At 53.2% G+C, this 19,921-nt stretch carries 18 protein-coding genes; 9 read left to right on the top strand and 9 right to left on the bottom strand.

Annotation, left to right across the window (positions count from 1 at the left end; genetic code table 11):
* Positions 1 to 23 precede the first annotated feature (23 nt).
* Together Q4579_RS07350 and Q4579_RS07345 are read right to left on the bottom strand one after the other, a co-directional pair.
* Positions 24 to 1,217, bottom strand: coding sequence for a DEAD/DEAH box helicase (locus Q4579_RS07350; protein WP_303562875.1), 1,194 nt, complete (start codon positions 1,215 to 1,217; stop codon positions 24 to 26).
* A 156-nt stretch (positions 1,218 to 1,373) separates the two neighbouring features.
* Positions 1,374 to 2,027 (bottom strand): glutathione S-transferase family protein, encoded by a 654-nt coding sequence (locus Q4579_RS07345; protein WP_303562874.1) that lies wholly within the window; start codon positions 2,025 to 2,027, stop codon positions 1,374 to 1,376.
* Between the two features lie 350 nt (positions 2,028 to 2,377).
* Here Q4579_RS07345 and Q4579_RS07340 point away from each other — a divergent pair, with 350 nt between their 5' ends.
* From Q4579_RS07340 to Q4579_RS07325, 4 genes are all read left to right on the top strand, one after another.
* Positions 2,378 to 3,550: a hypothetical protein gene (locus tag Q4579_RS07340; protein ID WP_303562873.1), complete on the top strand. Its 1,173-nt coding sequence runs from the start codon at positions 2,378 to 2,380 to the stop codon at positions 3,548 to 3,550.
* 171 nt (positions 3,551 to 3,721) lie between these two features.
* Entirely contained in the window at positions 3,722 to 4,189 is a 468-nt protein-coding gene (yiaA, locus tag Q4579_RS07335) for an inner membrane protein YiaA (RefSeq protein ID WP_303562871.1), read from the top strand.
* Positions 4,190 to 4,287: 98 nt separating this feature from the next.
* Positions 4,288 to 5,196 (top strand): LysR family transcriptional regulator, encoded by a 909-nt coding sequence (locus tag Q4579_RS07330; RefSeq protein WP_303562869.1) that lies wholly within the window; start codon positions 4,288 to 4,290, stop codon positions 5,194 to 5,196.
* Positions 5,197 to 5,263: 67 nt separating this feature from the next.
* Positions 5,264 to 5,383, top strand: coding sequence for a 3-ketoacyl-ACP reductase (locus tag Q4579_RS07325; protein ID WP_303562867.1), 120 nt, complete (start codon positions 5,264 to 5,266; stop codon positions 5,381 to 5,383).
* A gap of 52 nt (positions 5,384 to 5,435) precedes the next feature.
* Here Q4579_RS07325 and Q4579_RS07320 read toward each other — a convergent pair whose 3' ends face one another.
* The 7 genes from Q4579_RS07320 to Q4579_RS07290 all read right to left on the bottom strand — a co-directional run bounded on the left by Q4579_RS07320 (position 5,436) and on the right by Q4579_RS07290 (position 13,329).
* On the bottom strand, positions 5,436 to 6,194 hold the full coding sequence (locus Q4579_RS07320) for an SDR family oxidoreductase (protein ID WP_303562866.1): 759 nt from the start codon (positions 6,192 to 6,194) through the stop codon (positions 5,436 to 5,438).
* Between the two features lie 24 nt (positions 6,195 to 6,218).
* A complete protein-coding gene (mmsB, locus tag Q4579_RS07315) occupies positions 6,219 to 7,148 on the bottom strand; it encodes a 3-hydroxyisobutyrate dehydrogenase (protein WP_303562865.1) in 930 nt (309 codons plus the stop codon).
* 111 nt (positions 7,149 to 7,259) lie between these two features.
* On the bottom strand, positions 7,260 to 8,405 hold the full coding sequence (locus Q4579_RS07310; RefSeq protein ID WP_303562864.1) for an enoyl-CoA hydratase/isomerase family protein: 1,146 nt from the start codon (positions 8,403 to 8,405) through the stop codon (positions 7,260 to 7,262).
* A gap of 78 nt (positions 8,406 to 8,483) precedes the next feature.
* On the bottom strand, positions 8,484 to 9,278 hold the full coding sequence (locus Q4579_RS07305; protein WP_303562862.1) for an enoyl-CoA hydratase: 795 nt from the start codon (positions 9,276 to 9,278) through the stop codon (positions 8,484 to 8,486).
* A 50-nt stretch (positions 9,279 to 9,328) separates the two neighbouring features.
* A complete protein-coding gene (locus Q4579_RS07300) occupies positions 9,329 to 10,483 on the bottom strand; it encodes an acyl-CoA dehydrogenase family protein (RefSeq protein WP_303562860.1) in 1,155 nt (384 codons plus the stop codon).
* A gap of 25 nt (positions 10,484 to 10,508) precedes the next feature.
* Positions 10,509 to 12,005, bottom strand: a complete 1,497-nt coding sequence (locus tag Q4579_RS07295) for a CoA-acylating methylmalonate-semialdehyde dehydrogenase (RefSeq protein ID WP_303562858.1) — start codon at positions 12,003 to 12,005, stop codon at positions 10,509 to 10,511.
* A 58-nt stretch (positions 12,006 to 12,063) separates the two neighbouring features.
* Positions 12,064 to 13,329 (bottom strand): thiolase family protein, encoded by a 1,266-nt coding sequence (locus Q4579_RS07290; RefSeq protein ID WP_303562856.1) that lies wholly within the window; start codon positions 13,327 to 13,329, stop codon positions 12,064 to 12,066.
* A gap of 203 nt (positions 13,330 to 13,532) precedes the next feature.
* Here Q4579_RS07290 and Q4579_RS07285 point away from each other — a divergent pair, with 203 nt between their 5' ends.
* From Q4579_RS07285 to Q4579_RS07265, 5 genes are all read left to right on the top strand, one after another.
* Entirely contained in the window at positions 13,533 to 13,946 is a 414-nt protein-coding gene (locus tag Q4579_RS07285; protein WP_303562900.1) for a MerR family DNA-binding transcriptional regulator, read from the top strand.
* Positions 13,947 to 14,041: 95 nt separating this feature from the next.
* Positions 14,042 to 15,211 carry an isovaleryl-CoA dehydrogenase gene (locus tag Q4579_RS07280; RefSeq protein WP_303562854.1) on the top strand — a complete coding sequence of 390 codons (1,170 nt, stop codon included), beginning with the start codon at positions 14,042 to 14,044 and terminating at the stop codon, positions 15,209 to 15,211.
* A 21-nt stretch (positions 15,212 to 15,232) separates the two neighbouring features.
* Complete coding sequence (locus Q4579_RS07275) at positions 15,233 to 16,846, top strand: carboxyl transferase domain-containing protein (protein WP_303562853.1); 1,614 nt, start codon at positions 15,233 to 15,235, stop codon at positions 16,844 to 16,846.
* Between the two features lie 15 nt (positions 16,847 to 16,861).
* A complete protein-coding gene (locus Q4579_RS07270) occupies positions 16,862 to 17,740 on the top strand; it encodes an enoyl-CoA hydratase-related protein (RefSeq protein ID WP_303562852.1) in 879 nt (292 codons plus the stop codon).
* A complete protein-coding gene (locus Q4579_RS07265) occupies positions 17,733 to 19,919 on the top strand; it encodes a biotin carboxylase N-terminal domain-containing protein (protein ID WP_303562850.1) in 2,187 nt (728 codons plus the stop codon). Before Q4579_RS07270 ends, Q4579_RS07265 begins: the two co-directional genes overlap by 8 nt.
* The last annotated feature ends 2 nt before the right edge of the window (positions 19,920 to 19,921 follow it).

The raw sequence follows: 19,921 nt of genomic DNA, 5'->3' as shown, positions 1-19,921 counted from the left end.
TACAGGCCAGGGCTTTCAGTGTATCAGTCTTTCTTTGGCCGCTTGTTCTTCGGCACATAATTCAGAATAGAAACCGGAACCGGTTTTTTCGGCGCGAAGCCTTCCACTTCACGGCGCTCAATCAAATGCCCGAGGCGACTTTCAATCATGCACAGGTTTTTGAAGTTATCTTTCGAAACGAACGAAATCGCTTCACCCGTCGCATCAGCACGACCGGTTCGTCCAATACGGTGAACATATTCATCGGCCGGGAAAGGCAAATCGTAATTCACAACCCGTGGCAGCTCTTCGATATCGATACCGCGAGCACCAACGCCAGTGGCAATCAGGTATTTGATCTTTCCGGCTTTGAAGTCTTCCAGTAACTGAGCACGGACAGCCTGACTGCGGCCACTGTGAAACGCTTCGGCTTCAATCCCGCGCTTCTCCAGCTGTGAAGCCAGCTTGGCAGCACCATGTTTCGTCTCAATAAAGATCAAGGTCTGATCCCACTGATGTGTTTGAATCAGGTGACTCAAGAGTGCGGATTTCTGATCTTTATCCACGGTGATCAGCCACTGTTCAATACTCGCTTTCGAAGCCTGACTGGCCGTAATCGTGATTTCATGCGGATTTTCTACGGCGGATTTCGCCAGTTCACGAACTTTTCGCGACAGGGTTGCCGAAAACAGCAGCATCTGAACCTGCTCCGGCAGCCGATCCAGAATTTTATTGATGGCTTCAATGAAGCCCATATCGAGCATGCGGTCTGCTTCATCCAGAACCACCATTTCGATTTCTTCGAAATACACCGCCCGCTGACCATACATATCGATCAAACGGCCCGGCGTCGCCACCAGCACATCAACACCTTCAATTAAACGCTGCTTTTGTGGCTGTTCATCAACACCGCCATACATCGCCATCGACGTCAGACCCAGGTGTTTACCATAAGCGCTGACTTTCTCGTCCACCTGCATCGCCAGTTCACGGGTGGGCACCAGAATCAGCGCGCGCACACGCTTCTTACGTTTCGTTTGCCCTTGGCTCAGCTTTTCCAGAATCGGTAAAACAAAGCTGGCGGTTTTACCCGTACCGGTCTGTGCCGCTGCGATCAGGTTCTGCCCTTGCAGAATGACCGGAATGGCTTTGTTCTGAATGGTGGTTGGTTTGGTATAACCCAACTCAGTAACAGCCTGAACAAGTGCGTTGCTGAGTCCAAGTTTAGCGAATGGCATGAATCGTCTCTGTCTGGTTGATCGCTGGAAGTAGCGGATGATCTACATGAAGCGCGGGAGTTTAACACGGACTTTCGGTACAGGTACGAATAATTACAAAAATGTTCCCTTCCGGAACAGGCGGATCCCATTCACTGGAAGGGCGCATTTCACCGGTTACACATCGACGCCCGCTTCATCTTCAGCCACAAACTCGGTTTCTGTCAGCGCATCGCTCAGCCAGGCCTGAATGGCCGGAGATTCAAAGACTTTCTTCATATAACGCTGACTGGCCTCAGAGACTTCAATGCCGTAGGTCATGAACCTGAGAACAACGGGAGCATACATGCAGTCTGCGATACTCCACTTTCCAAACAACCATCCCCCCTGATCTTCATATGCTGCCATTTGCTCCCGCCAGATCTGATCGATCCGGGCAACATCTTTTTGAGCAGCCTCAGACAATGTCACCCGGCGTTTCGCCCGGCAATTCATGGGCATTTCACTTCGTACAGCCATCAAGCCGGAGTGCATTTCACAGCTGATGGCTCGCGCTTTTGCCCGTGCGGCTTGGTCCTGTGGCCATGCCTGATGATCGCAATAGGTTTCGTTGATGTACTCACAAATCGCGAGTGAATCCCACACGGTGACATCGCCGTCGATCAGGACAGGCACTTTTGCCGTCGGCGCGTGCAACGCGAGGGTTGCGTAAAATTGGTCTGTGAAAAGTTTGAGTTTGACTTCTTCAAAAGAGATGTCGTTTTGTGCCAGCATCAGCCAGCCGCGCAGTGACCAGCTCGAGTAGTTTTTATTTCCGATGATGAGTTGCATCTGTTTTCCTTCTCTGATGTCGGTGATCCTGCCGTCAATCTACGCTCGCACTGAGCCAATGACTATCGCATTCTATGAATTGCTGTTATCAGAAAATCGAATGGGTTATCAATCCGAATTGGCTTCCCTGATATCCTAGTCCAGCCAGCGATGGTCACAGCCAGATCGGAGATAAAATGCACCATGAGAATGAGATTTGAGCAGCATTTTTAAAAATCACAGCCCATTCCGTCTGAATGACAGTTTCATTCGACAAATCGACAGGTAAATTAGCATTCCATTCAATAAGTTGACGCGGTAAAATTGGTGAAAAACCATCCCGTTGCATATTCATCACGGCATTCGATCCCATGACCTCAAGAAAATATGTCAAAGCAGCTTATCTTCCGCTGGAAAGTCATCATCAGGCGTTTCATCCGCCTGTACTCACACTCAGTGAGACGTTGAAACAGTCGGTGGATTATGAGTGCAACATTTTGATCTATTGCACACCGGAGGAGCTGAATTCGCTGCAAACCGGCGCTTGGACACTCAAACATACTTCGGCTGAATCCGCCGTGATGAACTGGCACAAAACTCAGCACAGAAAAGGTCACACGATTCTGACGGCACGCTGCACTGAAAAAGAACCGAAACACCTGCTCCATGAATGCTTTCAGCAGGCCGGATCGGCATCCAGCTTTCAAATCGAGCCCAGAGCAAAAGGGATGAGTTATCTCAATGCAGAGTTTATTCCAGCAAAGTTGGCGGTACAGTTCGGGCAAAGGCTTGGCTGGCCGACAACAGGTTTTTACTACTACTTTGTCGAGCACAAACTGTATCAGGAGTGTCAGCTCACCGGCGAAGATCGCTGGAGTTTTTATTTCACCCGCTCTGATGCAACCACACTCACCGATCAACTGATCTCAGCGCGCCATTTCTCCAATCTGCTCTTACCCTACCGGATTGAAGGGCAGCGCGTCGGTGGCCAGTATGTGCTGTACCGGAAAGAAAAGCTGACCCAAAAAGAATTTTCACAGATCTCAGAACAATGGCTCAAGCGCAATGCAACTGCGATTGATCTGAGCAGCGTAATGAACAGCCGAATTCAGGCACGGCCGATCCGTCAAAGCCGGAGCCATACCGGGATGACTCAAAAACCACCCGCTTCTTATCGCGTTCAGATGAATCCACAGACCCGGCAACGGGAAAGCTGGCCTGACATTGCAGAAAAGCACGGCCTCTCTGCCAAGCAATTACTCGCCTTAAATCCGGATTACAACGACAACCCGCTCCGGTTACAGATCGGTGACACCTTGCTGGTGTCTTCCTGGGAACATCAGACACAGCCACAAAAAGCAGATCTGCCCGCCCCCGTCACGCATTTTGAACCGGGAAAAGCCTATCCCTTCGGTGATGTCTGGGGCACTTATCGGCAGCGTTTTATCATGCCCTGGCTTCTGCATATTCAGGAAAGCAGCAGGATCCTCGCCAATACGCCGATCATCAATGCGATTCAGGTGCAACATCCCGAGCCGACGTAGGATGAATCATGGCGCCAGCCAAACAAGAAATGAGGGAAATCTGAGCGAAAGGATCACTTCGCCCAACAGAAATGCTGAATTTTGATGGCAGGAATTTATTTGAATTCATGCGTTTCGGTCGCCTTGTTCAGAGAATGCAACTCATCTCATTTTCGATAAGGACCCGTGACCATGAATCTATCACTTAAACCAACAAAAGCATTTATTCTGACTTCCTGGGCTGCGCTGGCAATCGCCGTGTTCGCCTATGCCATCGGGCTTTACAATGCCAACCTCCAGCTGAATGAAAAAGGCTATTATCTGGTGGTTTTGTTATTTGGCTTGTCCAGCGTGATCACCTTGCAGAAAACGGTTCGGGATGAAATGGAGGACATTCAGGTCACTTCACTCTACAAAACCATGGTGATTGCAGGGGTGGTGAGTGCCTGCGCCCTGATGCTGATTGGATTATGGAACGCAGATACGCTGGCGATGAACGAGAAAGGCTTTTTCGCCATATCTTTTGTGCTGGGTTTATTTGCAGCCGTTGTGACTCAGAAAAATGTACGCGACCTCGCCTGTTTCGACCAGACAACGACCCAACCGGCCACGGAAACCGCTCGCCGCGCAACCGAAACCAAAGACACTGACACCCTTTAACGGGACAGGCACAAGACCGAGACAGTCTGTCTTGTGCTTTCATTGCTTCAAAAATCCAATTCATTCGGTATGCTGACAAAAAAGAATGGAGTGTGTACATGGATATTGATGCGCTGCGCAGTTTTCTGGCCTTTGTCGAAACGGGCAGTTTTACCCGGGCTGCCAAACAGACATTCAGAACGCAATCTGCGATCAGCATGCAAATGAAGAAACTGGAACAGGAATTAGATCAGACGCTGTTTCTGCGTGAAGGACGTCAATTGGTGCTGACCCATGACGGACAAACCCTCGCGAGTTATGCACGCCGATTAGTCAGTTTACATGATGAAGCGGTCTCCAGCCTTCGTTCCCAAACGAACAGACAGCCCTTATTACTGGGCTGCCCTGACGATTACGCAGAAACACTGCTGCCGCATTTAATCACGCTGCTCCGTCAGCAACTGGGGCCCATTCAGATTCAGATAACATGCGCTGCCAGTGTCCGGCTGCGGCAATTGATGGACAAGGGTGACATTCACGCAGCCATGCTGACCCGGCATCCCGGCTCTGATGAAGGCCATTTTCTCATGCACGATCAGGGGATCTGGTACACATCGCCGGACTTCGACCTGCTTGCCCGGCGCCCGTTACCTATCGCCCTGTTTCAGACCGATTGTAAATTTCATGCAGCAGCGCTGGATGGATTAACGAAACAGGAAATCAGTTTCGAGATGGTGACCTGCAGCAGCAGTGCAACAGCACAGCGTGGCATCGTTCGGGCCGGATTAGCCATCGGTGCGATGGCACGCAGCAGTCTGTCGCCCGATTTAGTCGAATTAACCGATGCCTGGCTGCCGCCGTTACCCAATGTTGAAATTGCGCTGGTCTTGTCACCGAATGCCCATTCGCTGCTGACCACACAGGACGTCCGGCAGATCTGTCAGTCTTTCGAATCTGAAATCACCCAATCCACACATCGCAAAAGGCCGCCCTTGCACTTCATGAAAACTGCAATCAAATGTGAATAGCCCTCGCCACTGCGCGACTTTTATGGCATTGTGCGGGCCGTGACTCACAGAATGACAAGAAACAAAGATGAAAGAAATCAATCAAAAATTGATGGCCATTCTCAGCAAATTCACGTCTTATCTGTCTATGCTGATGCTGGTGATTGGCGGTGGGCTGGCACTCTACGCCATGATTTACGGGCCTTAACTGACCCGTAAACCCAATCGGTTGCTCGTCTTCAGGCTTGTATGATGAGCAGTTACATCCGCATCCCGCCGTCAATCTCCAGCACACGTCCGGTAAAATAATCATTTTCCAGAATATACTGAACGGCGTGCGCTATTTCCTGAGCCTGTCCGACCCGGCCCAGCGGGATCATTTTTTCCAAACGCGCTATCGCTTCCTGCGGTAACTGATCCGCCATTGCGGTTCGGACCACTCCCGGCGCAACTGCCGCAGCCCGAATACCGTACCGACCCAGCTCTTTGGCCCAGCAAACGGCCATAGTCGCCACTGCCGCTTTCGACGCTGCATAGTTCGTCTGACCAAAATTCCCGGCTCGTGCGACGCTGGAGATATTAATAATGGCCCCCGGTCGTTGAGACTGAATCATTCGTGCTGCCGCTTCCCGGCCACACAAAAAAGTGCCGGTCACATTCACCGTCATGACGGCATTAAACTGCGCCAGCGACATTTTAGAGATCTCGCTGTCTTTGACTTTCACCAGCAGGCCATCCCGCAGAATTCCGGCGTTATTCACTAAGCCATCCAGTTGACCAAAATCATCCATAATCCGGTCAAAAACACGCTCAACTTCATGTTCCTGCGTCACATCCACTTCATACGTCAGTGCCTTGCTGCTGAGCATCTGGCACTGAGAGCGGGTTTGAGCCAGACCTTCCGGGTTGAGATCAATCAGCGCCAGATCCGCCCCGGCTTTTGCCAGCGTGATCGCCATCATTTGCCCGAGCCCTTGTCCGGCGCCCGTAATCGCAATCACTGAGTTCTTGATATCCATAGGTCTCTCCTTGTTCTGCAACACTCATTGCTGCCGCTGATACAACTCAAACAAACTGGAAAAATCGCGAAGTTCATTGCCTTTAGCATTGTGCAGGGCATAGAGGTTACGCGCCAGTGATCCCATGGGGACAGCCGTCTGACTGAGCAACGCAGCGTCCATCCCTAACCCCAGATCTTTCAGCATTAGCTTACTCATGAATCCCGGCTGATACCCCTTGCTGGCCGGTGCATTTTCAAGCACGCCCGGACAAGGGTTATAGAGTTCTAACACCCAGTTTCTGCCTGAACTTTGCAACATGATGTCTGACAACACTTTGGGATCCAGGCCGTTCTCGATCCCCAGATTCAAAGCTTCACAGGCACCAGCCATCTGTATGGCGAGCATCAGGTTGTTACAGATTTTGGCCATCTGGCCCGCCCCGGCCGGACCAGCATGAAAGATGTTCTTCCCCACATGCCGCAGCACAGACTCAGCCTGACGAAACGCTGAATCCGTTCCCCCGACAATAAAGGTCAGCGTACCCGCCTCTGCACCCGCAACACCGCCCGAGACCGGCGCATCGACAAATTCGATCTGGTGGTCAGCTGCATGATCAGCCACTTCCTTTGCAGTCGCCGGATCGATCGTTGAGGAATCAATCAGGAAGGTGCCCGGTGACACCATCGCAAACAGACCGTCTTCCGGCCGACCTTTCGGCCCAAGATAGACCTGCCGCACATGCTGGCCTGCAGGCAGCATGGTCATCACGGTATCAGCGCCAGCCACAGCTTCTTTCAAACTGCTGGCCGCCACCGCACCATCGGACGCTAACTGACGTGCCGCTTCTGTATTGATGTCGAACACCTGCACTTTACAGCCTGCTTTAAGTAAGTTCCTTGCCATCGGGCCACCCATATTGCCGAGCCCGATAAATGCAATTGTCGCTGCCATCACACACTCCTTTTCAAACATTGAATCTGTTTTGCAGAACTGGATCAGTTCTGAGATCAGTCTTGTTCGGTGCTACAGTTCAGCCTCACGCATGATACGGCCTTCATTCATCCATGATTCATGACTGTCCGGTTACACCAGATCAGCCAATGGGTGATCGTCTTCATGCCACATAGGCGCGAACAGATCATCAATCACGCTGGTATCCACTGCTGCAACATTCGGGAAAATCCACTGAGGCTCGCCCGTTTTGTCAATCAGATGGGCACGCACCCCCTCCTGAAACTCTCCCAGTAAGCCACAGCGTACAGAGAGCCCCAGCTCCAGCCGGAAACTGTCTGCCAGTGAAATGTTCTTATAATCTCGGACCTGCCGGTAACAGGTATGCGCTGAAATAGGGCTGCCCTTTCTCAGTGTCGCTTTCGCCGTTTCCAGCCAGGTCCCCAAGCCATCGATCGCCTGAATCTGCTGGCAAATCTCATCCAGGTTCCGGCCCACACAAGCAGCCATGATCTGCGGAAAATAAGGGATCATCTGGCTTGGCGGCCACGCCGGTTTCGCAGATTCCGCCAGTTGACTCAGACAGTTCGTCACCGCCTGATCGTGATCCGTTACGGCTTGCCAGTTGAGATCACACAGCGCCGCAAGCAACGCCTCTTTTTGATCGGCAAGCAGAATATGATCCGTCATTTTCAGATCAAGCGCGTCACTGGCATTCACCCGTGCCCCAGTCAAGCCGAGGAAGAGCCCGACGCCACCCGGCAGCTGATTCAGAAACCAGGTACCGCCGACATCCGGATAAAGCCCGATGGTAATTTCAGGCATCGCCAGCGAACTGGATGGCGTGACCACCCGATGACCCGCACCGACAAATAAACCGATGCCGCCTCCCATGACGATCCCTTCACCCCAGGCAATCAATGGCTTTTTGAACTGATGAATTTGATAGTCGCAGCGGTATTCCACACTGAAATACTCCGTCAGGAAAGCTTCCGGAGAAGCCCCTAGTTCACCGGCTTCTTTATGACTTTCTGCACTGAGCATCGCGTGATACATCGCCCGCACATCGCCGCCGGCACAGAATGCTTTGGCAAAATCACTATGCAGGAAGACACAGACAATCCCATCATCCTGCGCCCAGTCCGTCAGTTGGGCACTGAGCTGCTTCAGCATATCCAGCGTCAGTGCATTCAACGATGCCGGGTTATCCAGTGCAGCCACACCAATCCGATGGCCGTCCTGACATGGCAGCTCACTAAAATTCATCTTTCCTGTCATACATACTCCATGTGCCGCATTCAACTTCCGTCAGAATACGGCCTACAACTTTGTTTATTTATGGTTCAAAACCACTGATTATTGATTTTTCCACACGGGCGGGCGCTTCTCTAAAAACGCCTGAACCCCCTCCCGTTGATCTCTGGTATCAAACAGACGAATGAAACGCTCTCTTTCCTGAATCAACCCCTGATTGAGCGGTGCATAACGTGCATTTTGGATCAAAGCCTTACATGCTGTCACAGCAACCGGTGACTGATGCGCAACCTTTTCCGCCAGATGAATGGCCGTTTCCAGTGCCTGACCTGAAGCCACCACTTCCTCTACCAGACGGATCTCTGACGCCTGAGAAGCCCCGACACGCTCACCGCACAAAATCATGCGTTTCGCCCAGCCTTCACCCACCAGCCAGGCCAGATTCTGAGTCCCGCCAGCACATGGCAATAACCCCACGCTGGCCTCAGGTAATGCCATCACCGCATGCGCTTCAGCAATCCGGATATCACAGGCTAAAGCGACTTCCAGGCCGCCCCCCATGGCATAGCCATTGATCGCTGCAATCGACACGCCCCGAAATGCCGACAAGGTTTCAAACGCCTGCCCGAAGCAAAAGGCCATCTCTGCCGCCACCGCTTTGTCACCGTCGGCGAACAGCTTCAGATCGGCACCTGCCGAGAAAAACTTCTCACCTTTTCCGGTCAGAACCAGCGCATAAATCGTCTTGTCTTCATTCAACGCTTCAACCAGTGATTTCAGCTGATTGAGACTCTCTGCCGTCCAGGTATTGGCGGGCGGATTGTTCATGGTCAAAACGGCCACATGACCTTGAATCTCCACTTCAATTGGCCCACCCGTCTGTGTCAGTGCGTGCATCTTGCCATCCTCTCAGTTAATTTGCTGCGTTCTGCATCCTTCAAAGTGATTCAAAACAGCGTAGTATCCTCGCTGAGCAATCGCCTTGCGATGATCAAGCGCATGATTTCATTCGTTCCTTCAAGAATTTGATGCACACGCACATCCCGGAAATGACGTTCAATCGGATACTCCTGAATATAGCCATAGCCGCCATACAGCTGCAGCGCCTGATCGCAAACCGAAAAACCGACATCGGTCGCAAACCGTTTGGCCATGGCGCAATACGCCGTGGCTTCCGGATCCTGGCGATCCAGCTTGGCCGCCGCAAAGCGGACCAACTGGCGTGCAGCCACCAGCTCGGTTGCCATATCTGCAAGCTTGAACTGTAACGCCTGAAACTGAGCCAGCGGTTTACCGAACTGTTTTCTTTCGGTCATGTATGCCCGTGCCAGATTCAGTGCCTGTTGCGCCGTTCCCACAGAGCAGGTGGCAATATTAATCCGGCCTCCATCCAGTCCTTTCATCGCAAATCGAAACCCTTCACCTTCTTCACCCAACCGGAAGTGCGCAGGAATGGTGACGCGGTCAAAAGTCACGGCCCGGGTGGGCTGACTGTGCCAGCCCAGTTTGGGCTCTTTGCGGCCATAACTGATGCCGTCGGCATCCGCCGGAATAATAAAGGCAGAAATCCCGCTGGCACCAACTTCGCCAGTCCGTGCCATCACAACCAGAACATCCGTATCTCCCGCGCCGGAAATAAACGCTTTGGATCCGGAGATCTCATAGGTATCGCCTTTCCGTTCGGCTTTTGTGGTCAGAGACGCAGCATCCGATCCGGCATTGGCTTCTGTCAGACAATAAGATCCGAGCCACTCCCCGGTGATCAGCTTGGGACAACATGCCGCTTTGGCGGCTTCCGACCCGAAACTGGCAATCATCCAGGTCACCATATTGTGAATCGTCATAAAAGCCGTCGTCGACGTACAGCCCATCGCCAGTTGCTCGAAAATCATCGAGGCATCAAGACGGCTCAGACCCATCCCCCCATGCTCGACTGGCGTATACAGACTGAGGAAGCCCATTTCACCCGCCTGTCGTAAGACAGATTTCGGGAAAGTGGACGTTTCATCCCAACTCGCAGCCATCGGTAACAGCTGTTCTTGCGAGAACTGGCGGGCAGCCTCGGCAAAAGCAGCCTGATCTTCGTTGAGTTCAAAATCCATTGCTTTGCTCCGGTTGATATGAGGATCAGTGATCCATGTTGATCGTCAGATTCGGTCCTTTCGGAATATCGTCATCAAACCAGCGCGAAGTCACGGTCTTGGTCTCGGTGTAGAAACGGACCGCCTGTTTGCCATAGGCATGCAGGTCACCATAGAAACTGCCGCGCCATCCGGTGAATGAAAAGAACGGTAATGGCACAGGAATCGGCACATTAATGCCAACCTGACCCACCTGAATCTCATGCTGGAATTTACGGGCAGCAGCACCGCTGGCGGTGAAGATGGACGTTCCGTTACCATATGGATTCTCATTGATCAGCGCGATGGCTTCTTCCAACGAATTGACTTCCACACACACCAGCACCGGTCCGAAAATTTCTTCGCGATAGATGCTCATTTCTGGCGTCACGCCGCTGAACAGCGTCGGGCCCACCCAGTTGCCGTTCGGATAATCTTTAACCGTGCATTCACTCCCGTCGAGTTCACAGACTGCGCCCTGAGATTTACCTTCCTGAATCAAACGCAGCACACGCGTTTTCGCTTCGGGGCTGATCAGCGGGCCATAGGCCGCGTCCTCTTCATCCCAGCCGCCCGGCTTCATCCTGGCCATCGCTTCTTTGAGTTCTGGGATCCAGTCTTTGGCACCATCGACAAACACAGCAACGGAAATCGCCATACAGCGCTGCCCGGCCGCGCCCACCGAAGCGCCCACCAGATTATTAATCACCTGCGCTTTATTGGCATCCGGCATCACCACCAGATGGTTTTTCGCGCCGGCAAACGCCTGAACGCGTTTCAGATGCTGGGTGCCTGTCTGGTAGATGTACCGGGCAACGGGCACCGATCCAACAAAGGAGACCGTTCGGATGTCCGGATGCTCCAGAATGTGATCCACCTGAGCTTTTCGGCCATGCACCACTTGCAGCACACCCGGAGGCGCCCCCGCCTGTTCGAAGAGTTCCGCCAGACGAACCGAGGTCAGCGGCACCTGATCAGACGGTTTGAGGATAAAAGTATTCCCGGCCGCAATGGCCAGCGGAAACATCCACAGCGGGATCATCGCGGGGAAGTTAAAAGGCGTGATCCCACTGCACACACCCAGCGGCTGCGTCAGCGAAAAGGTATCAATATGCTTGGCGACATTTTCACTGGTTTCCCCCATCATCAGGCTGGCAATATTCGCGGCCTGTTCAACCACTTCAATCCCACGCCAGACATCCCCTTTGGCATCCGCCAGAATTTTGCCGGTTTCGCTAGACAGCAGACAGGCTAACTCGTCATGATGTGCTTTCAGAAGCTGCTGATAACTCAGCATTAGTCGGGCCCGTTCCGGAACCGGCACTTCTTTCCACTTTTCAAAAGTTGCTTTGGCACTGGCAATCGCCTGATCGATCTCTGATGTCAGTGCACAGGGCAACTGCGCAATCACTTCATTCGTTGCCGGGTTTGTCACATCAATCCATTCCTCAGTGCGTGACTGGCGAAACTGGCCTTCAATAAACTGCGGTACTTTCTCAATCATGGGGTTGTCCTCTCCACTGTTCGTTCCTGATCGGTGATACAGCTACCCGACCATTGATTTAATCAGAAGGTAGTTCAATGGCGATGGCTGTTGCCTCTCCGCCACCAATACAGAGTGATGCAATGCCGCGCCGAACGGATTTGCCGTTTTGCTGTATGCGTCGCAAAGCATGAATCAGGCTGACAAGGATCCGAGCGCCGCTGGCACCAATCGGATGACCCAAAGCGCAGGCTCCGCCATGGATGTTGACTTTCTCGGCATCCAGCTGAAGCTCCTTCACCGCAATTTGAGTGACCACTGCAAACGCTTCGTTGATTTCCCAGAGATCTACGTCTTCAGCACGCCACGACAGTTGATCGAGCAACTGACGGATCGCATCTACAGGCGCAATCGTAAATTCAGCAGGCAGACGCGCGTGAGTCGACTGTCCCCGCACAATCGCCAGCGGCTCAAGGCCATGTTGTCGTGCCGTATCACTGTCCATCAGCAGCAAGGCAGCGGCACCATCTGCAATCGCACTGGAATTGGCGGCCGTGACACTGCCGTCTTTGGCAAATACGGGTTTCAGTTTCGGAATTTTTTCCGGATCGACTTCATGCGGGTGCTCATCCGTTTTCACCAGATGCTCCCCTCTGCGATCAGCAACCACCACAGGGCATGTTTCCTGATCAAACGCTCCGTCATCAATCGCCTGACGCGCCCGCTGGACCGACAGTGCGGCCCACTCGTCCATCGACTCCCGGCTGAAAGCAGTCGCGTCTGCTGTGCGCTGGGCATACACTCCCATGAGATCGCCTTCATAGGCATCCTGCAAGCCATCTAAAAACATGTGATCGTGCGTTGTCTGATGGCCCAGACGGAAGCCTTCTCTGGCTTGCTTGAGCAGATACGGCGCGTTGGTCATGCTTTCCATGCCCCCCGCGATGGCGGTGTGAATGCTGCCAGCGCGAATCATATCCGTGGCCAGCATGACGGTTTTCATGCCGGACCCGCAGACTTTATTCACAGTCACACAGCCTGTTGAAATCGGTAATCCGGCATTCAGTGCCGCCTGACGTGCAGGCGCTTGTCCGCACCCGGCCGGTAAAACACATCCCATCAGCACTTCATCAATGCGGATTCCGTCTGATTTGGATGGCCACAGCGCATCGGTAAAAATTCCAATACTTTCCAGCGCGCCTTTCACCGCGTATGCCCCCAGTGTTGGCGCAGACAACGACGCAAACTGTCCCTGAAAACTCCCCAGGGGAGTACGTTTTGCAGATACGATCCAGACTTCTTTGTCGCCTGATGCGACCGCTGATGAATTGGTGCTGGCTTCCATTTTCCCGGCTCCACTTTGCTTGACGTTTTCGTAAGCATAGCACTAACATTTACGTAAACGTTAAGAAACAAGATGACAACACAATCAATGACTAACCGTACAGAATTGTTGCCATCTTACTGACAATATCCATATTCAGGCTTAAGTCTGCGGCAGTCATTTCGCTGTCCTGCTTTCGCTCACAACGGGAGGACAGCAGTGTGGTGGAGACCTTTAAAATCAGTGAACTGGCCAGAGAATTCGGCATCACAACCCGCAGTATCCGGTTTTACGAGGATGTCGGCCTGTTGCAGCCGGATCGTGAAGGCGCCATCCGGGTCTACCAGCGCCGGGATAAGATCCGGCTGAAACTGATCCTTCGCGGCAAACGGCTGGGGTTTTCTCTGGCAGAAATCCGGGAATTGTTTGACCTGTACGATACCGATCAGAGCGACAGTCAGTTACGTCAAATGATTAAAATCATTGATGAAAAACAGGACAAGTTGCAACGGCAACTGGATGATATCCAGGTCATCATGCAGGATCTCGATACTGCCAAAGAACGATGTGAACACGCGCTGGGCCAGAATAACCGTCAGCACAAAAATCGTCACAATCATCGGAAGACTCTGGAATAACCGCCTGCTCTGAGGCATTCCATCGTCTTGTTATCAGTTGAGAATTCAGTCGTTTCTCATGAAATGTCCGGCTTGCCGGACCCAAGGGAGATGTTATGAAAGACCTGTTTACACCGCTCAATTTCGGGCTGGGTGAAACACTGGACATGCTTCGGGACCACGTCAATCATTTTGCTGCCGATGCAATCGCACCGATTGCGGAACAGATCGACAAAGACAACCAGTTCCCATCGCATTTGTGGCCGAAATTCGGAGAAATGGGGCTGCTTGGGGTCACAGTGAGTGAATCCTTTGGTGGCGCTGGGATGGGTTATCTGGCCCATGTGGTGGCGATGGAAGAAATCAGCCGTGCTTCCGCATCCGTCGGGCTGAGTTATGGCGCCCATTCCAATTTGTGCGTGAATCAGATTTTCCGCAATGGGACGCAGGCACAGAAAGAAAAATATCTGCCGAAGCTCATCTCCGGGGAGCATGTTGGCGCACTGGCGATGAGTGAAGCCAACGCGGGTTCAGATGTGGTCAGCATGCAGCTCAAAGCCGAACAACACGGCGATGTGTTTGTGCTCAACGGCAGCAAAATGTGGATCACCAACGGGCCAGATGCCCACACCTTTGTGGTCTACGCCAAAACGGATCCTCAGGCCGGATCCCGTGGGATCAGCGCCTTCCTGATTGAAAAAGGCTTCCCCGGATTCAGTCAGGCGCAAAAACTCGACAAGCTGGGGATGCGCGGTTCGAATACCTGCGAACTGGTATTCAAAAACTGTGAAGTCCCCTCAGAAAATCTCTTGGGCCAGTTGAATCGCGGCGTCGAGGTACTGATGAGCGGCCTGGATTACGAGCGTGTTGTTCTCGCTGCAGGTCCGTTAGGCATCATGCGTGCCTGTCTGGATGTGTGTCTGCCTTACATTCATGACCGTAAACAGTTCGGAAAATCCATCGGGGAATTTCAGCTGGTTCAGGCCAAAATCGCCGATATGTATACGCGTATGAATGCGGCACGCGCTTATGTTTATACCGTTGCCGCGGCCTGTGACCGGGGTGAAACCACGCGTCAGGATGCTGCCGGTGTCATTCTGTATTGCGCTGAACTGGCCACGCAGATGGCTTTGGATGCCATTCAGTTGCTGGGCGGAAACGGCTATATCAATGAATTTCCGACAGGCCGCCTGCTTCGGGATGCCAAGTTGTACGAAATTGGTGCCGGAACCTCAGAGATTCGCCGGATGCTTATCGGACGCGAATTATTCGAACAAAGCAAATAAACCAGATCAGGGAACAGATTCATGGCGAAAATTGAAAGCCGTATTCAGCCGCATGATGCACAGTTTCAGCAGAATCATCAGGCGATGGCTGCTGTAGTTGATGAACTGCAGACACGTGTCAGTATTCAGTTGCAAGGCGGTGGTGAGGCGGCGCAGGCCAGACAACGGTCGAAAGGAAAATTGCCGGTTCGGGAGCGGATTGAGCGATTGCTGGATTCGGGCAGTCCCTTTCTGGAAGTCGGCCAGTTTGCCGCCTGGGAAGTCTATGCGGAAGCAATTCCCTGTGCGGGCGTCGTCGCAGGGATCGGCCAGGTCGCCGGTCGCGATGTGATGATCATCGCCAATGATCCAACCGTCAAAGGCGGTACTTACTATCCGCTGACTGTCAAAAAACATCTCAGAGCGCAGGAAATTGCCGAACGTTGTCACCTGCCCTGCCTGTATCTGGTGGACTCAGGTGGTGCAAACCTCCCCCATCAGGCAGAAGTCTTTCCGGATAAAGATCATTTTGGCCGGATCTTTTTCAATCAGGCCAGAATGTCTGCCAAAGGCATTCCGCAGATTGCGATTGTCCTCGGGTTGTGTACTGCCGGGGGCGCCTATGTCCCGGCAATGGCTGATGTTGCCATCATGGTCAGAAATCAGGGCACCATTTTCCTCGCCGGACCGCCGCTGGTCAAAGCAGCGACGGGGGAAGATGTCAGTGCAGAAGACTTGGGCGGCGCAGATGTGCACTGCAAAACCTCGGGCGTTGCGGATTATTATGCCGACGATGAAGCCCATGCACTGACGCTGGCCAGGCAGGCAGTCCACAGTTGTCAGCAAGCGCGCATCTCAGGACAGGCAGTCATGTCTGAAGCCGTGAAACCACCGCGCTACCCGGCAACGGATCTCTACGGCATCGTCGGTACTGATCTCAAGAAACAGATTGATGCCCGGGAAGTGATTGCACGGCTGGTGGATGATTCTGAGTTCGACGAATTCAAAGCGCTCTATGGCGACACCCTGATTTGCGGCTTTGCCAGTCTGCATGGTCATCCGGTGGGTATCGTTGCGAATCAGGGCATTCTGTTCTCGGAATCCGCACAAAAAGGTGCCCACTTCATTCAGCTGTGTACCCAGCGCAAAATTCCGCTGCTCTTTTTACAGAACATCACGGGCTTTATGGTGGGTAAGAAATATGAAGCAGAAGGGATTGCCAAGCACGGCGCAAAAATGGTGATGGCTGTGGCCTGTGCCAATGTGCCGAAATTTACCGTGATCATTGGCGGTTCTTACGGCGCCGGTAACTACGGGATGTGCGGACGAGCCTACGACCCGACGATGATCTGGATGTGGCCCAATGCCCGGATTTCAGTCATGGGGGGTGAACAGGCAGCCGGTGTGATGGCACAGGTGACCCGAGACGCAAAAGCACGTCAGGGGGAAACCTGGTCGCCGGAAGCAGAAACTGCGTTCAGGCAGCCCATTCTTGAGCGCTATGAACAAGAAGGCTCTCCGTATTTTGCCAGTGCCCGGTTGTGGGATGACGGTATTATCGATCCGACTCAGACGCGGGACGTAATAGGTCTCGCGTTGAAGGCCGCCGCCAATGCCCCGATTGAAGATAGCCCGTTCGGAATATTCCGGATGTAGCCGCGAGGACAACCCATGCATACTCATGAAATACCCGTATTCCAACCCGGTGACATTGCTGAAATTCTGCACGCCACGGCCAGCGATCCGGTGTTGTGTTCGATCAGTCGTCGTGGCATTGCGCACCTGACCCTGAACCGCCCGGAGAAATCCAATGCATTTGATGATCTGCTGATTGCTGCCCTGCGTCACTACCTGCAGCAACTGGCCAAACATTCGGATGTGCGCGTACTGGTCCTCAGTGCGGCCGGAAAACACTTTTCTGCCGGGGCTGATCTGAACTGGATGAAAGCCATGGCTCAGAAAAGCCGTCATGACAATCTTAATGATGCTCAGGCACTGGCTTCGCTGATGTATGAGCTGGATACCTTCCCGCATCCGAGCATTGCGATGGTTCAGGGGGCTGCATTTGGCGGCGCATTGGGGCTGATCAGCTGCTGCGATATCGCACTGGGCGCTGACAGCGCACGCTTCAAACTGAGTGAAGTAAAGCTGGGTCTGATTCCGGCAACGATCGGTCCCTATGTCTGCCGGGCCATGGGCCAGCGACAGGCCAGGCGTCTGATGCTGACAGCCGAAACCTTTGATGCAGCAACAGCCCTGCAGTTGGGTGTCTTACATCATGCCTGTCCGGCTGATCAGTTGGAAACCGAACTTCAGCAAACCATTGAAGTGCTGCTGGCAAACAGTCCTGCTGCACTCAGTCAGGTAAAGCAGCTCTGTCAGATGTGTGCTCAGTCAGCTATTGATGAAAAGCTCATCCGGCTGACCAGTGAAATGATTGCAGATATCCGGGTCTCGGCTCAGGGACAGGAAGGGCTTTCTGCATTTTTTGAAAAACGTCGTCCGGACTGGGATACCAGTCAGTCTTTGCAAGGAGCGAAAGATGAGTAAGCCCGGTGATCGGCTGCAGCCACTCTTTGAAACATCCGTAACGGAGGCCGCACAAATTTCAGGACAACCTGCTGTGTCTGTCCCCGCCAACATTCGTCGATTGTTCATCGCGAACCGCGGTGAAATTGCCTGTCGGGTGATCCGGAGCGCACAACAAATGGGCATTGTGACCATTGCGGTCTATTCCGAAGCCGATCGTCATGCCAGACATGTCCGCATGGCGGACGAAGCCATCTGCATCGGCCCTGCCCCTGCGCTTGAATCCTATCTGGTGATTGAAAAAATCATCGGTGCGGCGACGGCCAGTCAGGCAGATGCGATTCATCCTGGCTATGGTTTCCTGTCTGAAAATGTTGATTTCGCCAAAGCCTGCGAGCAGCACGGCATCCGGTTCATTGGCCCGCCTCCTGCAGCGATGGCTGTCATGAGTTCCAAATCAGACGCTAAAAGCATTATGGAAAAAGCCGGTGTTCCCCTGCTCCCCGGTTACCATGGTGCGGATGACAATACCGACAACCTGACTCAGGCAGCGGCGAAAATTGGCTATCCCGTGATTCTGAAACCCGCGCTTGGCGGTGGCGGTAAAGGCATGAAAATCGTCCGGCACGAATCAGAACTGTCCGAGGCGATCCGTTCAGCCAAACGGGAAGCCCGTTCCGCCTTTGGCGATGAAGCCCTGTTACTGGAAAAGTATCTGACCGAGCCGCGACACATCGAGGTTCAGGTCTTCGCAGACCAGCACGGCCACTGTGTGTATCTTTCCGATCGGGACTGTTCAGTTCAGCGCCGCCACCAGAAAATCATTGAAGAAGCGCCTGCGCCAGGATTGTCCGATGATTTACGACGGAAGATGGGAGACACCGCAGTTCAGGCAGCATTAGCGATTGCGTATGTCGGAGCGGGGACCGTCGAGTTTCTGTTTGACCCGGACAGCCAGACCTACTATTTCATGGAAATGAACACCCGGTTGCAGGTGGAGCATCCAGTCACCGAACTGATCACAGGTCAGGATTTGGTGCAGTGGCAAATTCACATCGCAGAAGGACGCCCGTTACCGCTCGCTCAAGCTGACATCCGCCATCAGGGACATGCCATCGAAGCCCGGCTCTATGCCGAAGACACAGCACAAGGCTTCCTGCCCGCCTCCGGTCTGATTGAATTTTTGTCTGAACCAGCCTATCAACATCCGGACTCAAATGCCGCACAACCTGTCCGGACCAGAATCGACAGTGGCATCGCACAAGGTGACACCGTCACAACCTATTACGATCCCATGCTGGCCAAAATCATCGCCTGGGGAGAGAACAGGACAGCCGCAATTGACCAGTTACAGTCGCTGCTCGCCCAGTATCAGTTAGGCGGTGTTCAGACCAACCTGCCCTACCTGCAACGGATCCTGAAGCAGGACGCATTTATACAGGCCAATCTGAGCACGCATTTTATTGAGCAGTATCAGGATGCGCTGGCCACGGATCCGGTTGATGCCTTTACGCTGACCACGAGTACGGGCCTTTCAGTGTCTGTCCCGGAAAACGATCTCCTGACTGCCGCAGCATTATGTTTCCGGCAAATGGGGTCGTCGCCACTGTCTGGCTGGCGACTCAATCAACCAGCCCGGCACATCGTTACCCTGTATGATGCCAAGGACGCGCCCTGCCAGTTCTGGTTCTCTGTTGACCATGGCGTCACGCATACCATCAATCTGGAACAACTGTGTACAGGAGAAGAAAACAACAGTTTTGCGTCGGTCAGTCTAACCTTGCTGGCATGCCATGAAGCCTCTCGATCGCTGGACTGTCATGTTGAGTTTCTTGGCCGCCGGAAACAGATCCGTCTGGTGTTCCTGGCCGACGACGATCAGGTTCTGAGCTTTTATCAGGGCAGGCAGATCCTGCACCGCCTGAACCCAGCGCATCGACACCATGAAAATCAGGCCGAAGATATCCCGGTCGCGCCATTAAACGGTGTGGTTGCCGAAGTCCTGTGCCATCCGGGACAGCAAGTCGAGAAAGATCAGGGGCTGGTCGTGATTGAAGCAATGAAAATGGAATACACCGTGCGCGCGCCCCATGCCGGACACGTAGACGCGGTTTTGGTCAGCCAAGGCACACAGGTTCAGCACGGACAGGAGCTTGTCCAGCTGAGCCCGACGGAATCTGTAAACGGACAGACACAATGAGG

It is taken from the genome of Photobacterium sp. 1_MG-2023 (assembly GCF_030547945.1).
Taxonomy (GTDB): Bacteria; Pseudomonadota; Gammaproteobacteria; order Enterobacterales; family Vibrionaceae; genus Photobacterium.
This window is presented reverse-complemented; position numbering and strand designations above follow the sequence as displayed.